A 14,079-nucleotide genomic window follows, 5' to 3' on the forward strand; every position below is an offset into this window, starting at 1 on the left:
CCCCCCGCCCGGCCCCACGACTGTCAGCCCCGAGACGACGAACCCGCGCCGGGCCATCGCGCGCACCGCGCCGTCCAGCGGCACCTCCAGCGCGGGCGTGCCGACCACCAGGACCACCAGCGCGCCGATGAACCAGCCCACCGCCAACCCCAGCAACGAGCGCGCCGGCACGATCGCGCTGACCACCAGATGGATCGGCACGAACGCCAGCAGCAGCGTCCACCACCAGTGTCGCCACCGCGCCGGCAGCCAGGGCCCCGACACGGTGAGCACCGCCGCGAGCATCGCGATCCACCGCGGGTCGTCGAGGAATTGCGATGGCAGCGTGGACAGCCGCTCCGAGAAGTCGAAGTGCCAGCCCGGCGCGGCGATGCGCCTACCGCTGATCGACAACGCGGCGATGGCGATACCCCCGGCGGCCGCGTAGGCGCCAAGCAGTTTCCATTCCCGGGCGACGATCAGTCCGATCAGGATCACGAACGGCAACGCCACGATCGTGAGGCCGTACAGCAGGTACACCAAATCCGATTGGGTGGGGGAGAGCACGCCCACGATCTGCGAGATGGATTTCTCCAGCTGGACCCACCGCGGGCGGGTGATCAGCGAGCTCGCGATCACGACCGCGACGAACACCCCCGCCAGCACAAGCCGCAGGATGTCGTTGGTCCGTCGGGTCAGTGGTTGCAGCAAGTCGCCGGATACGGTGATGTCGCGCCCGTCAACTCGCATGGTCTCACGATCCTTGGAATCGGCTGCTATGTCAGCGGATTCCCGAGAACTACTGGCCGTCCGGGTAGGTAGCCGCGGTGATCTGCAGGATCTCGTCGCGATCGGCCGCCAGGATGAACCCGGATTGGATGGCCGTGTCAAGTGCTGTCGTGAAGCGCTGCAGATAGTCGGTGACGCCGCCGGGGTAGAGCCGGCGCAGGGTGGCGGCATCGAAGAGTTCGCCCGAGCCGAAGAGATCGGACATCGCGCTTTCTTTGGTGCCGAAACCGGTTGTGCGCGCGACGGGTACGTCGACCCACGGGGTGCGGACGCCACCCTGCGCGAGCCCATTCGAATCCAGGATCGGCTTCGGTGGGTCGGTTTCGGTTAACGCAATGCGGGGGGCTTTCGGCGGCGGCTCGCCGGTGCGGACCCACTCGCACAGTCGGGCCAGCGCGGCCTGCACGACGTAGTGGTGCTGCGGGGCGAAGTTGATCGCGTGCGCCAGCTGCTGACCCATCAGCGTGCGGGTGGGCGCGTAAGCCGCCACGATTTCTTCCAGTGGCGTGAAACCGGTGTCGATCGGCGCCACTTGGATCGTGTAGTTGTCGGCATGAGCGGTGCCGGGGATCTCCCAGGTTCGCAGGCGTTCGGTGTCGGGCTGCCTGGCCAGGTAGTAGCCCGTCTCTGGGCCGCCGACAAGGTCGGTTTCGGTGATGACTGTGATCAGCGGAACGCGCAGGTCGGGGCGGAAGGCGACCGCGTGCGGCATGCGGGGCTGCGCGGCGTCGAAAATCGAGGTGCCGTCCAGCGGTGCGGCGGGCGCGAATCGGGAATGGATCAAAAAGCCGTCGTAAGCCTTGGCGAGCGGGTCGACGGCGTTGACGTAGGTGGTGAGGAAGAACGCTGACTGCGACTCTCCCAGTGCCACAACATGTTCGGGAGTCAGCGTGCGCAGCACGTCATTGTGTCGACGGATCAGAGCGGCGATTTGCGAGAAGATGTCGTAGGAGAACGCGTCGCCTGGGTGGTGCAGCGGCGCATACCGTTTGGGGTCTTGTGTTTTGAGGGACATGTCGAAGCCGCCTCGGCTCACACCGCCCTCGACGCCCACCTGCTGGGCCGAGACGGCGACGTAGGCGTAGCCTGCGCGAACGATTTCGCGATGGGCCATGAACCACACCGCTGGAGCGTCGATGCCGCCGCTGACGTTGAGCCACTCGACGAGTACTGTGCCGTTGAACGTCGCCGGATCGGCGGGAGTGAGCACCACGATCCGCGTGGTGTAATCCGCTGTCGCCGAGGGCGTTACGCTCCAGCATCCGTCAGGCCCTAATTCCGCTGCGGGGCGATACGACGATGCGGTGCCGGAAACGAAGAACTCCTCGGCGACATAACCCAGCTCGGCAATGTCGAAGCGGCCCAACAGCAGGTTGGGTTTTCCCGGTACCGGTGTGACGACCGTCATCGCGCCGGTGTCCTAGCGGCGCCGCTGGCGCACTTTGTAGGTCGAGGGCCACGAGAGCCGGGACTCGTCGCCGGTCAGCGGCTCTCCCTTAGCGCCGACCTTGACCTCGTAGGCCTCCTGACCGGGACCGACTTCGCGGTTGGCGTGTTCTTGGGCCAGGTAGTACAGCTCGTCGATGGTGGCTTCGCTGTAGGCGACGACGTCGGCTGCCCCGGCGGTCATCCTGTCGAGCAGAATCCGCGACGTGAGTACGGCCAGCCCCAGCAGCGCAAACGGGATCAGCCAGTAGCCGAGGAACGACAGCGGTGTCTTGCGCTCGAGAATCGATGCGTCGGCATCCACGATCGGCGGGATTGACGACGACACCGTCATGGCGGCGAACACGGCGACCCAGAACCAGGTCAGCAGCGTGGTGACCCGGGCGAACAAGTCGGTGTTGGCCAGCCCGGCGGGCAGGTCGGCCCCGGCGAATTCCCGCATGAACGGCTTGGCGATCACCACACTGCTCAGCGCCACCAGGAAGATCCCTGCATTGCTCAACGGCAGGATCCACCGCTCCAAGAACTCTTGGCCCAGCGCATACGTCAGAACCGTCAGCACCAAAAACGTTGCCACTGCACCGATTTGGAGTACGCCGCGCCTGATCAGCAGCGCGGCGACGGCGATCGCCAGCGCAGCCAGCACGGCAACGATGAAAGGAATGTTGCCGACAAGCACCCAATAGACGACCCACGGGACGAACCCAAACAGAATGCCCACGATCGGTCAGTGTATGTAGTGCAGTCCGCGCCGCCGCGGCGAACTGGGCTATCGACGACGGCGCGCCGGGGTTGTCGCGGCCGCGGTTGCATATCAGCCGCACCACCCACCGCAGAGATCAACCTGTGGGTGAAGTTAAACCCGTGAGGCAACATCAGTCACTGGCTCAGGGATTAATGCCTCTGCCAACTTGATGTCGCATGTGCTATCACCCAACGGGCATGATCAACGCGCATGGCGCCAAGCGCCGCAACCGCGACTCCAAGCCCGTCGAGGACGTCGCTTCGCCGCATCGCCAGACGGTGATGAGACAATTCCATACATGAGCGACGTCGCGACGCGAACCGCCGAGGCCGTCGAGGCGCTGCGGCGTCACGGCGCCGCGTTCGCCTACCTGCACGGCAGTCGAGCGAATAACACGGCGCGGCAAACCTCCGACATCGACATCGCCGCATATTTCGGGGGACACCAGCCACCGCAGGCATTCGAGGTTCTGCTGCCCGCCGGCGTCGACCTGCTCGTCCTAGACAACGCTCCACTGGAACTTGCGGGCAGAGTTGCGTTGCACGGCACGCTGCTATTCGAAAAAGACCCGTCCACCCGGGTGGCTTGGGAAGCGACGACGCGCAAGATCTACCTCGACGAACTGCCACGAATCACTCGGGCCCACAAGGAGTTTGCCGAAGCGGTGCGCCGTGGTCGATGAGGCGCGAGTCCTCCGGCTGCTGCGCGGTATTACCGACGACTTGGCCATTCTGCGTCGCGAATCCGCGGCGGGGCAGGCCCGCAGGGTCGACCCGATATGGCTGCGCGGCGTCCCTGAGCGACTTGGAGGCTTTCGTCGAACGAGTGGCCGCATTCATCACCCAGCCAGCCGAGCGCCAGTAGCGACGCGTGGCCGACTGATGCAGACTCAGCCGACGACTCGGCGCACCGGGCTGAGCTGTCTCGTATCGTCGGTGTGTGCTGATCGGCTTGCTGTTCGCTTTGGGCTGCTCGGTGTGTTACGGCACGGCGACGGTGTTGCAAGCCGTGGCGACGCGCTCGGTGGAAGCCGGGAGCGGCTCGGGTGTCGACGCAGCGCTGCTGTTGCGCGCCGTGCGGCAGTGGCGCTATGTCGCGGGCTTCTGCCTCGACGCACTTGGTTTTGTGTTCCAAGTAGTGGCGCTGCGCTTGGTGCCGATTTACGTCGTGGCCGCCGCGTTGGCCGCCTCGCTGGCAGTCACCGCGATCGTGGCCGCATGGATGCTGGCCGCGCGGCTGTCGTCCGTCGAGTGGACGGCGGTGGCCGTGGTGTGTGTGGGCCTCGCCATGCTCGGGCTGGCTGCCGGACCGGAGGGTTCCGGGCACGGCCCGGCTGGCCTCGAGTGGGCATTGTTGGGCGTGGTCGCCGCGGTGTTCGTCGCGGGCGCAGCCGCAGGCCGATTGGGCGACCGGACACGCGCACTGGCCCTGGGGCTCGGCGCCGGCAGCGGCTTCGGTGTCGTCGAGATCGGCGTGCGCCTGACCGATCCGATCGATCCCACCAAAGCCAGCTTCTACACCAACCCGGCCGTCTACGCGGTGATCGCAGGCGGGGCCGCAGGGTTTCTGTTGCTGACATCCGCCTTGAGCCGCGGATCGGTGACCACGGCCGTCGCGGGGATGGTCATCGGTGAGACGGTCCCGCCGGCGCTGGTCGGAGTGGCATGGCTGGGTGACCGCACCCGCGAGGGCCTGGGCTGGATGGTTGTCGTGGGATTCGCCATAGCAGTCGCCGGGGCACTGGTACTGGCCCGATTCGGGGAAGCGCCTGAGTCCGAAGCCGCGACGATTACGTCATCGGCAACCTGACGTTCGACCAGGGCGCGACGGCTCGGGCCTCCGCCTATCTCGAAACGCCCGCCGAACGTGGCGGCCATGCAGTAAGAGACAGCTATGCCGTTAGGGAGGGCCGTCACCGCGCTGGTCGCGGTGGTGGTCGGCATGACGTGCGCGCCGCCGGTCGCGGCCCACGCCCAGGAGCCCGCGTTCGTGACGAACCCCGCCGGGCACGTCGACACGCTCATCGGCACCGGGTCGAGCGAGACGGTTGGGGAGGTCAACAACTTCCCCGGCGCCTCGCTGCCGTTCGGCATGGTGCAGTACTCGCCGGACACCACCGACACCTACGCCGGCTACGACCACGACAACGAGCAATCCACCGGGTTTTCCATGACCCATGCCTCGGTGGGCTGTAACGCGTTCGGCGATATCCCGATGCTGCCGACCACCACTGCGATCGGCGAGCACCCCTGGTGGGCCTGGGAGAGGATCGCCCACGACGCCAGCGAAGTCGGTGTGCCGGGCTACTACACGGTGCGGTTCCCCGATACCGGGGTGAGCGCGGAGCTGACCGCCACTACCCGCACCGGCGTGGGCCGGTTCACCTATCCGCACGACGGTCGGCCCGCGCTGTTGCATGTGCGCACCGGCGGGTCGCTGGCGGGCAACTTTGCGGCGAGCATCCGGATCGGCGAGGACAACACCACGATCACCGGATCGGCGACCACGGGCGACTTCTGCGGCAAGAACAACAGCTACACGGTGTATTTTGCGATGAAGTTCAGCCGGCCGTTTATCTCCTACGGCACCTTCGACGGCGACTCGGTGTTTGCCGGGGCGCGCAGCGCAGATTCGCGGTGGAGCGGGGGATGGGTGGAGTTTACGCACGGTTCGGTGCTCGAGGTGCGCACCGCGCTGTCCTACGTGAGCGTTGACGGGGGGTGGGCCAATCTGGCCGCCGAGGGCGGTGGGAGCTTCGACGACGTGCGCGCGGCCGCATCGAGCGCGTGGAACGCCGCGCTGTCGCGGATCGCGGTGGCGGGCAGCAATAGCGACGACGTGAAGACGTTCTACACCGCGCTGTACCATTCGTTGTTGCATCCCAACACGTTTGACGATGCGGATGGCCGCTACCTCGGGTTCGACGGTGTGGTGCACACGGTGGCGCGCGGGCATACCCAGTACGCGAACTTCTCCGATTGGGATACCTACCGCTGCCTGGCGGCGTTGCAGGCGCTGCTGTTTCCGGCGCGGGCCAGCGATATGGCGCAGTCGCTGGTGAATGATGCTCGGCAGAGCGGGTCGTTACCGCGTTGTGCGCTGGCTAATGCGGCGACCGTGGAGATGACAGTGGACAGTGTGGTGCCGCTGATCGTCAGCTTTTACTCGTTCGTGGCAAAGGACTTTGACGTCAAAACGGCGCTGTATTACATGCTGAAGGCGGCGATTGACGGTGGTGCGGCGCGAGGCGATTACGTGGAGCGGCCGGGGATTGCGACGTACCTGGAGCACCGCTACGCGCCGCAGACCGAGGAGTTTCGCGGTGATCATGGGCTCGACGGGGCCTCGATCACGCTGGAGTGGTCGGTCGACGACTTCGCCATCTCCCGGTTCGCCGGCGCGCTGGGCGAGTCCGTGATCGCCGGCGAATTTCAGAACAGGGCGCAGTACTGGCATAACTTGTTCAATCCGTTGACCGGTTACATCACGCCGCGCACCGCCGACGGTGTTTTCCTTCCGTGGCCGGGATCGTCTGGGCCCACTTCGGATTTGGGTCAGGACGGATTCGAGGAGGGCAACGCCGCGCAGTACACCTGGATGGTGCCGCAGAACATCGCCGGGTTAGTGACTGCGCTCGGCGGTCGGGAGGCGGTGGCCGAGCGGCTGGACCGCTTCACGACCGAACTCAACGCGGGCCCCGATGACCCGTATATGTGGATCGGTAACGAGCCGAGCTTTGCGGTGCCGTGGCTGTACAACTACGTCGGTCAGCCGTGGAAGACGCAGGAGACCGTCGACCGGGTTCGGAGCGAGCTGTTCGGGCCCAGACCCGACGGCGAGCCGGGCAACGACGACCTGGGCGCGATGTCGAGCTGGTATGTCTGGGCGGCGCTGGGCCTGTATCCGATCACCCCGGGAACCGGGATTCTCACGGTGAATACGCCGCTGTTCGATCGTGCCGAGATCGCGCTTGGCGCAGGGAAATTCATTCGGATATCGGCGCCGGGCGCGTCGAGCGGCTTGAAGTACATCAACGGTTTGAGTATCGATGGTCGGCCGAGGGATCATACGTTTCTGCCGGAGTCGATCATCCGCACCGGCGGTGATGTCGCGTTCTCGCTCTCAGCGACTCCCAACACCGTCTGGGGCACCGCCGAATCTTCCGCGCCGCCGTCGTTCGGTGCAGGCAGTTCGGGCCGGGACCGTTAGCTTCACGTTTCGCCGTGATAACGCCAGGAACCGCGCTGACCGACTAGACCCGACCGGCGTCATACACAGTAGAATCGCTGTATGACAATGATCAGCTTCCGGGTTGACGACGCGGACGCAGCAGAGGTCGAGGAGTGGGCGCGGCGGCTCCACATCGACCGATCTGAGCTGCTTCGCAATGCGCTGCGGCGCCACTTGGCTGAGCTTGCGGCCGAGCAGGACATGCGCGCGTACGGCGAAAAGCCCGTGACGGAGGAGGAAAAGGCGTTCGCGGAGATCGCTGATTGGGGCCCCGCGGAGGACTGGGCTGACTGGGCCGATGCGGCGCGGTGAACTCTGGTTCGCTGCCACCCCAGGTGGTGACCGCCCAGTTCTGGTGCTCACCAGGGATCCCGTGGCAGACCGGATCGGCGCGGTCGTCGTCGCGGCCCTAACCCGGACCCGCAGAGGTTTGGTGTCGGAGCTGGAACTGACCGCTGCCGAGGACGGGGTGCCGAGCGACTGCGTCGTCAACTTCGACAACATTCACACGTTGCCGCGCAATGCGTTCCGTCGCAGGATCACGCGCTTGTCTGCGGCGCGTCTCTACCAAGCGTGCCGCATACTGCGGGCAAGCACCGGATGCTGAGCGTACGGGCTCTCGACTCTGCTTCTAAATCGCAAACGCCTCAGCGCGACTGTGGAAGCTGAAGTCTCAGCAGTGCAAGGACCGTTGCGGTGAGGAATCAACTCATCAGCATGTACACAACTATGTCGCGCACGATATATTTGTGTATATGGAGTTGACGACCCGCGAAACGGCGGAGCGCTTGAGTGTGCATCCGTCGCGAGTACGCGCGCTGATCCAGGCTGGCGCGCTGCGCGCCCGTCGGGTAGGTAGTCAGTGGCTTATCGATGTCGACAGCCTGGACCGCCATGCTGCCTTGATCGCCGGACGTGCCACAGGGCGGTCAATGTCACCGCGGATCGCTTGGGCGACAGCAGCTCTCGCCGACGGCAGAGCGGATGGGCTACTCGCCTCCGAACGCTACCGTCTGCGCCGACGCCTCGCGGCCACCAATCTCAGCGTCGAGACGGTACAGCGGTGGCTATCGCGTCGGGCCGACGACGTCAGCTGCTATCGCGTCGGTGAACGTGACATCTCGGCCGTGCTCCGGCAAAAGGGCGTGGTGGCGACCGGCGTGAGTGCGACATCGGATTACGGCCTGGGATTGGGCACCGGAGGCTCCGGGGACGCCTACGTCAGCAGCGACGTACGGGACCGGTTAGTGCGGGACTATTCGCTAATTCCCAGTGCCCGAGGGAACCTCACGCTGCGCGTGGTTGACCAAGGGTGGCATCTGGCGACCGCGACATCTGTTGACCACCACTTGGTGGCGCCCCGGTTGATCGTTGGAGTCGATCTTGCCGAGGACCCCGACGCACGCACCTGCAGCGCGGGGCGGAAACTGATCACCGCTGCGCTGGACGGCCTGGGGCAGTGACACATGGCGGCTGGCATGCAGCGGGGTAATGCTGAAATCTTGTCCGCGATCGCGGCGATCACCGGAGAGTCCGATGCCAGCGTCGACGCATCGTTTCGCGCCGCCAAGCAGGCACACTCCGACACGCACCGTGCCTCATTACAAGAGGTACAGCGGCTCGTCGGCCGTATCCGCACACGCCTTGGAATGGCGCCGGCGGTACGCCGCGATGAACTGGTGAACCACCTGTCCGCGCTGGACTCGCTGAGTGCGGGAGGCGAGCTCGACATCAGTCGAAGTGATTTGCGCGCTTGGGATTTCCTGCTGCGCAGCATGTCCGCGAGGATACCGATGGTCAGCAGGGAGCCGGTTCGGCTGCCACTTATGCCAGTACACCAATCGGGGCTGTGGACAACCCTTGTTGATCTCGACGCCAATGAGTCGTTGCCGTGGGTGCTCGTGGGTGGGCAGATGGTGACTCTGCATCTCCTCGAGAACGACGTGACCGCTTACCGCCCCACCGACGACGGCGACGTGGTAGTCGGGGTCTGGACACGCCGCAATGCATTGACCACAACGGCGCAGTTCTTGCGAGATCGCGGCTTCACGGAACTCCAGACCAGCGACGGCTACGGGTACCGCTACACGCGCGACAAAACGGTGATCGACGTGATGATTCCCGAGGGACTCGATCGTCAGCGGTCTTACCCGAAAACCACCACTGGACGCCCTGGATTGTCGGCTCCGGGAGGTAACCAAGCGCTTGCACGCGCAGAACGTGTCCCGATTACGGTGGGCGATGTCAGTGGATACGTCGTCGCCCAACATTGTTGGGCGCCATCGTCGCCAAGGCGCACGCATGGGTAATCGATAGTCGCAACCGCGAGCGGCATGCGCAAGACCTGGTTGCGCTGGCCGGTATCGCGCTGAACGATCCCCGCGCGGTGATCGAGCAGGCGAGTCGTGATGACCGGAAAGTGCTGCGCAAGGCGATGCGAACCTTGCCGCCCGAGCACCGTGTGTTCCGGACGGCCGACGATCCGGCCGCCGCGCATGCATTGCTCACGCGACTCTGTGAGGGGCCGTAGGGGCCGTAGTGAACGGCGCCTGGAAACTGAACCGACTTGTCGGTCCAGTGCGCTAACCTGGATTCGCTTCACGAGATGCGGTCCTGGTGCTGGAAAATATCCGCCAGCAAGTGGCGCCCCGCTGGGCCGCGCTGGTCTCGGAGGCCCGAGCTCATCCCAGTAGTGACCTCGCCTCTCACCTCGACGGCTCCGGCCGCGGCCTGGAGGATGTGCTGCGCTCTGGCAGGTCGTGGACCACTTGTGCCTCGACGCCGGCAAGCTCGCCGCCGAACGGGGCGCGCGGGAACGCGAGCTAGTCAAGCGGGTTCGCGCGCTCGCTCATGTCGACGACCGGCTGCGCCACGCCGGCTACCGCGCAATCTTGAATGGTCACGTGCTGACTGGGAACTTAGGCGAACAGCGGCTGGCCGCAATGCTGTTTTTCTCGCTGTCTCCCGACGGCGGTGGCTTCGACAGAGTGACAGCGGGACTCGCTGCGCTGAAGGACGAGGTCGTGGTAGAAGAGATGCGCCAGGTTATCGACATCGCGTTCGATGCGGCGCACCGCAGCACCTATTCGCTGGGCGACTACATCCCAGCGCTCAGTGATGTTCCGCTGGCTGTGCATGCCAGCTACTTACGCGAGGAAATCCTGGCCGCGCACGGGTTCGCGTCGCTGCGCCGCACCCCGAGCACCATGCGGGATGGTGTCGCGTGGTGCGAATCGGTCAACGTCGAAGCCTTTTTGATTACTTTGAAGAAGACCGAAACCGACTACTCACCAACCACGATGTACCGTGACTTCGCGATCAGCCCGGAGCTTTTCCACTGGGAATCGCAGTCGACGACGTCGTCGGCATCCCTGACCGGACAGCGCTACGTCCATCACCGACACCGGGGCTCACACATCCTGCTGTTCGTCCGTGAAGCCAAGACGAATGCGCTTGGCCCGGCACCGCATGTCTTTCTCGGCCCCGCCGACTACGTGTCACACGAAGGTGATCGCCCGATGGCGACCACCTGGTGGCTGCGCCGGTCGATGCCGACAGAAGTGTTTATGGCGTCGCGCGACGCCGTGGCGTGAACATTGGGACCCTGGATGCCGCTGTTCATCCGGCGCTGACGTACCGTCGGGCGCGCTTCCGATGCCTAGCTCTCCTCGGCTGAAGTTTCGTTAATTGTCAGGCGCTCACTCAGAAACTTGGAGACGGAAGGGCTGGCAATTACGCACTTTTCACCATGTGGGCTTGTCCGATTCCACCTGTGTTTCGCATATTCCACAGCGACGGTGTGTTGACAGTCGATGCCGATAAGCATGTGTCGCGTAGAAACGAGCCGTCCATGTTGGCGTGCCTCGCTGCGGGTTGGCGGACGAAACGCTGCGCAAGCGGGGCAGAGCCAGAGATCGGTGTACGGTGCACGAACACACCGTTTACAGATTGGTACGGTGCAACAGTCGCACGAGACCAAACGATCTATGCAAACTGCGCACGTCCTGCCGCCGCAGTATGGGCATGTCCCACCGTCAGGGCCAAAGTGGCCCTCTCGGTCGATGACACCTTCGTCAAGTCGATGCCCTGTGGTGCTGTCGAATCGACGCGCGTCCGTCTGGCCTGGCGCGAGGTTCACGGCATGTCGCCATACGTGCCCATCTTCAACCGCGACCATTTCTTCAACGTATGCACCGATGGCCAGAGTCATTCGGGGTCTTGGGGTGTTCAGCCGTTGTTCCAGTAAAAGTGCGGAGACCTGTTGGCAGTACGCCCAATTCGGGTGTGAATATCTGTGATGCTGGCATCCACGCTGCGAGCGCATCGGTGGTGGTATTAGGGTCCACTCGGTGGCTGCTCTGCGCAAGTGAACCGATTGGCTTAATATTTAGAGAAGCATGCGCCGCGTTTAGTATTGACGAGGGCCTGACCTTCCTGGGATCAGTAAATGCACTGACCGTGTCCGCGTCGCCCAAGCCTATGGACCGCGCCAGTGTGCTGGCCGCGGCAGCTCGTGGTGAGGCTGAGACGCTGTACCACTCCGCGCCGTCGCAGGTCCAGACTCCGAGCGCAACCAGCGAAGCCATACCCACGACCACGGCCTTAGCGGCATCAGATGACGCGTATGCATATACTTGCGGCACCGGATTCCATGTGCCAGCTACCCAAGCGGGAACAGTGTGGGCCTCTGTCCAAGCAAAAGCCTTTTCGCTAACAGTGGTTCCGTCGATTGTACAACTGCGGGGGATTGATACCGGCTCGCTTGGCTGCCATGGCGAGGAACGGCATGTCGAAAGCCAGTACGTTGTGGCCGATTAGCAGGTCGACCTGCCTGGTGTGCGTCTCGAGAGATCGCAGAGCCTGGCTCAGAGTCATTTCCGGACCCAAGCAGTTGTGCGGCCGTGTGACTCCCTCCGGGAGTTCTACCGCGACATGGGTCAGAGGCGTGCCGTCCAAACGAACGAGCGCAAGTTCGCTGACAAAATCTCTTTCAGGGTCGAGACCCGTGGTCTCGATGTCGAGCACCGCCACCCGATCGACCGGAACGCGGGAACGGTCCGTGGGCCGATACCATTCGCTGTCTTCGCTGACATCTTCTGACTCGGCAGCAGCGGCCGTGGGCGCAGAAGATGCAACGGAGAGCAGTCCTGCGTCCGTCAGCTGGAAGCTCTTGGGGAACCGATCCGGGTAGTGAGCGAGCCGGTCGATAGGCTGCGAAAAGCCTTGTGATCTGAGGACATCCCTTAGATCAACCGCTGACAGCGGCCCCCGCTCGCCAAGAATCCGGTAAGCCGCCTCGACCGCCGGCGGCATCCGGATAGGGAAGGCGGACTCAGGCATTGCCGTAGCCGAATTGCTCAAGACGGCGCTTCGCGACCCGAACCTCGTCTTCGGTAAAGAGCGGTGCGAATCTCGGGTCGATTACCAGCGCCTCGACCGTGAGGTCCATGCGACCGCGTTCCCATAGCGCTGCGAATCCGTCGGAGACCGTGGGAGCGGCGAGAAGTTTGCGCGCGGTTTCGAGCGGCCCCCACTGAGACAGCATGCTGCGGAAGTAGGCAGCGTTGTAGTTCGCCTCTTTCAGTCCTCGGTTGTAGATGGCGACCATCCGACGCCCGAACTCCCGGACGAGATCGCCAGGGGCAGCAGTCTCCGGAACAGGTTGAGGCTCAGCGGGCTCGGCCTCGCCTGCTGCAGCGGCACCTTCGTTTTCGACAAACCCGAGCAATGCGTCCACCGACGTGAACACTCTGTAGCCAAGCTCTTCCAGCCGGGGAAGATCAGCATCGTCAGCGTCGAGTTCGAGCACGACGGGCTCGCCAACACCGGCTTGTAACCCGTTGGGCCAAAAGGCTTCCGCGACGGCAAGCACGGCGCCGCTGGCGGGGTCTGCGATCTCAGTTTCGGTATCTGGTACTGCGTAGCCGCGGCTTTCCAACTCCGCAATCAAGTCGCGCACTTGGGCGGATCGCGGATCATCCGCCACCTCATCGGCGATTGACAGAGGTTGCAGGTGAGCCGCCGCATGTGGCGCTTGCGCGTTCCGCAGGCTGTCGAGGAACGATTGCGCCGACCCGGCGAGCAGCTGCCGCCGGGCTGCCAGAAAGTCCAGGTACTGCTCCACGCGCCATAGGTCGGGATCGGTTGGAATCCATTGCGATTCCAGTACACCGGGATGCTTGTCCTGAACCTCGGCAAGGTAGTCGACCGGATCACGCATGCCGATCTTGATGTTGGTGTCCTGGGTTAAGAAGCAGAAGTTTGCGATCGCGTTGATGTCGCCGCGGTCGAAGCCATGGTTGCGTAACAGTCCCTTCGGGAAGATGTGGTGGACTTGCAGCGATGTCAGCTTCCCCAGCAGCTCCGCGCGCAGCTCCAGCCCGCTCCCGAAATCTCGTGCACCATCCACCCTGGTGAGCAGATAAAGCAGTGGGTAGAAGCGAGAGCCGCGGGTGGAGCCCGCGAAGTCCTCAGGTTCGATCGACAGGTGCCCGCCGCGAGTGCGCTCGAGTGTGGTGATCAGTGCATCGCTACCGCCGCGTTCGACCGCGTCGTAGTCCTGCTGCAGCACGGTCTCGGTTGATCCGCTGAACCGTCCCCACAGGGCAGAGTGGACATACCAGTACAGCACCTTGTCGCGGTGTGCGCTGTCGTTGAAGCCTCCGCCGTTAAGGTGTAGCAGCCGGGTGATCACCGGTGTGGCGTATCGGCCCATAAGGACGCGGTCATGATCGAGACCGAGTCGACCCGACGCGGCATCCAGAAACGTGCCGATGTGGTTGACCGATTGCCGCAGCGCGCTTTCGAAGTCGGTCGCGGACACGTCGCTCAGCGAGGAGAACAATGCCCGGCCGGTCGCCACGGCCGTGGCGACCGGCCGGGCATTGTTC

The 14,079-nt window shown here is 64.4% G+C and carries 11 protein-coding genes and 3 pseudogenes; 9 read left to right on the top strand and 5 right to left on the bottom strand.

What is annotated here, in order from left to right:
• The 3 genes and pseudogenes from ACFE99_RS00815 to ACFE99_RS00825 form a co-directional block, all read right to left on the bottom strand.
• Nucleotides 1-729: pseudogene (locus ACFE99_RS00815) on the bottom strand (TIGR00374 family protein); the annotation flags it as partial.
• Between the two features lie 49 nt (nt 730-778).
• Entirely contained in the window at nt 779-2,176 is a 1,398-nt protein-coding gene (locus ACFE99_RS00820) for an alpha/beta hydrolase domain-containing protein (RefSeq protein ID WP_375481502.1), read from the bottom strand.
• A gap of 12 nt (nt 2,177-2,188) precedes the next feature.
• Nucleotides 2,189-2,935 carry a hypothetical protein gene (locus ACFE99_RS00825; protein WP_375481504.1) on the bottom strand — a complete coding sequence of 249 codons (747 nt, stop codon included), beginning with the start codon at nt 2,933-2,935 and terminating at the stop codon, nt 2,189-2,191.
• A gap of 322 nt (nt 2,936-3,257) precedes the next feature.
• Between ACFE99_RS00825 and ACFE99_RS00830 the strand changes: the two genes are divergently transcribed.
• From ACFE99_RS00830 to ACFE99_RS00870, 9 genes and pseudogenes are all read left to right on the top strand, one after another.
• Nucleotides 3,258-3,641 (top strand): nucleotidyltransferase domain-containing protein, encoded by a 384-nt coding sequence (locus ACFE99_RS00830; RefSeq protein WP_375481506.1) that lies wholly within the window; start codon nt 3,258-3,260, stop codon nt 3,639-3,641.
• 257 nt (nt 3,642-3,898) lie between these two features.
• Nucleotides 3,899-4,768, top strand: coding sequence for a hypothetical protein (locus ACFE99_RS00835; RefSeq protein ID WP_375481508.1), 870 nt, complete (start codon nt 3,899-3,901; stop codon nt 4,766-4,768).
• Nucleotides 4,769-4,852: 84 nt separating this feature from the next.
• A pseudogene (locus tag ACFE99_RS00840) lies at nt 4,853-7,153 on the top strand (GH92 family glycosyl hydrolase); the annotation flags it as partial.
• A gap of 102 nt (nt 7,154-7,255) precedes the next feature.
• Complete coding sequence (locus ACFE99_RS00845) at nt 7,256-7,501, top strand: ribbon-helix-helix domain-containing protein (protein ID WP_375481580.1); 246 nt, start codon at nt 7,256-7,258, stop codon at nt 7,499-7,501.
• Nucleotides 7,488-7,796, top strand: a complete 309-nt coding sequence (locus ACFE99_RS00850) for a type II toxin-antitoxin system PemK/MazF family toxin (RefSeq protein WP_375481510.1) — start codon at nt 7,488-7,490, stop codon at nt 7,794-7,796. Before ACFE99_RS00845 ends, ACFE99_RS00850 begins: the two co-directional genes overlap by 14 nt.
• Nucleotides 7,797-7,944: 148 nt before the next feature.
• Nucleotides 7,945-8,652 (top strand): helix-turn-helix domain-containing protein, encoded by a 708-nt coding sequence (locus tag ACFE99_RS00855; protein WP_375481512.1) that lies wholly within the window; start codon nt 7,945-7,947, stop codon nt 8,650-8,652.
• Between the two features lie 15 nt (nt 8,653-8,667).
• Nucleotides 8,668-9,498, top strand: coding sequence for a hypothetical protein (locus ACFE99_RS00860; RefSeq protein WP_375481514.1), 831 nt, complete (start codon nt 8,668-8,670; stop codon nt 9,496-9,498).
• Nucleotides 9,462-9,719: a hypothetical protein gene (locus ACFE99_RS00865; RefSeq protein ID WP_375481516.1), complete on the top strand. Its 258-nt coding sequence runs from the start codon at nt 9,462-9,464 to the stop codon at nt 9,717-9,719. Before ACFE99_RS00860 ends, ACFE99_RS00865 begins: the two co-directional genes overlap by 37 nt.
• An 83-nt stretch (nt 9,720-9,802) precedes the next feature.
• Nucleotides 9,803-10,782, top strand: a pseudogene (locus ACFE99_RS00870) (DUF3427 domain-containing protein); the annotation flags it as partial.
• 1,117 nt (nt 10,783-11,899) lie between these two features.
• On the opposite strand, the gene ACFE99_RS00875 reads toward ACFE99_RS00870, so the two are convergent.
• Both ACFE99_RS00875 and ACFE99_RS00880 read right to left on the bottom strand, forming a co-directional pair.
• Nucleotides 11,900-12,529, bottom strand: coding sequence for a hypothetical protein (locus tag ACFE99_RS00875; RefSeq protein WP_375481518.1), 630 nt, complete (start codon nt 12,527-12,529; stop codon nt 11,900-11,902).
• On the bottom strand, nt 12,522-14,012 hold the full coding sequence (locus ACFE99_RS00880) for a hypothetical protein (RefSeq protein ID WP_375481520.1): 1,491 nt from the start codon (nt 14,010-14,012) through the stop codon (nt 12,522-12,524). The genes ACFE99_RS00875 and ACFE99_RS00880 overlap by 8 nt, the downstream gene beginning before the upstream one ends.
• Nucleotides 14,013-14,079: the final 67 nt, after the last annotated feature.

The organism is uncultured Mycobacterium sp. (genome assembly GCF_964249325.1).
In the GTDB taxonomy this organism is placed as follows: Bacteria; Actinomycetota; Actinomycetes; order Mycobacteriales; family Mycobacteriaceae; genus Mycobacterium.

What these genes read in the sequence shown, in the direction of transcription:
- ACFE99_RS00820 (WP_375481502.1), bottom strand. Translation starts at nt 2,176, where the DNA reads ATGACGGTCGTCACACCGGTACCGGGAAAACCCAACCTGCTGTTGGGC.
- ACFE99_RS00830 (WP_375481506.1), top strand. Translation starts at nt 3,258, where the DNA reads ATGAGCGACGTCGCGACGCGAACCGCCGAGGCCGTCGAGGCGCTGCGG.
- ACFE99_RS00845 (WP_375481580.1), top strand. Translation starts at nt 7,256, where the DNA reads ATGATCAGCTTCCGGGTTGACGACGCGGACGCAGCAGAGGTCGAGGAG.
- ACFE99_RS00850 (WP_375481510.1), top strand. Translation starts at nt 7,488, where the DNA reads ATGCGGCGCGGTGAACTCTGGTTCGCTGCCACCCCAGGTGGTGACCGC.
- ACFE99_RS00855 (WP_375481512.1), top strand. Translation starts at nt 7,945, where the DNA reads ATGGAGTTGACGACCCGCGAAACGGCGGAGCGCTTGAGTGTGCATCCG.
- ACFE99_RS00860 (WP_375481514.1), top strand. Translation starts at nt 8,668, where the DNA reads ATGCAGCGGGGTAATGCTGAAATCTTGTCCGCGATCGCGGCGATCACC.
- ACFE99_RS00875 (WP_375481518.1), bottom strand. Translation starts at nt 12,529, where the DNA reads ATGCCTGAGTCCGCCTTCCCTATCCGGATGCCGCCGGCGGTCGAGGCG.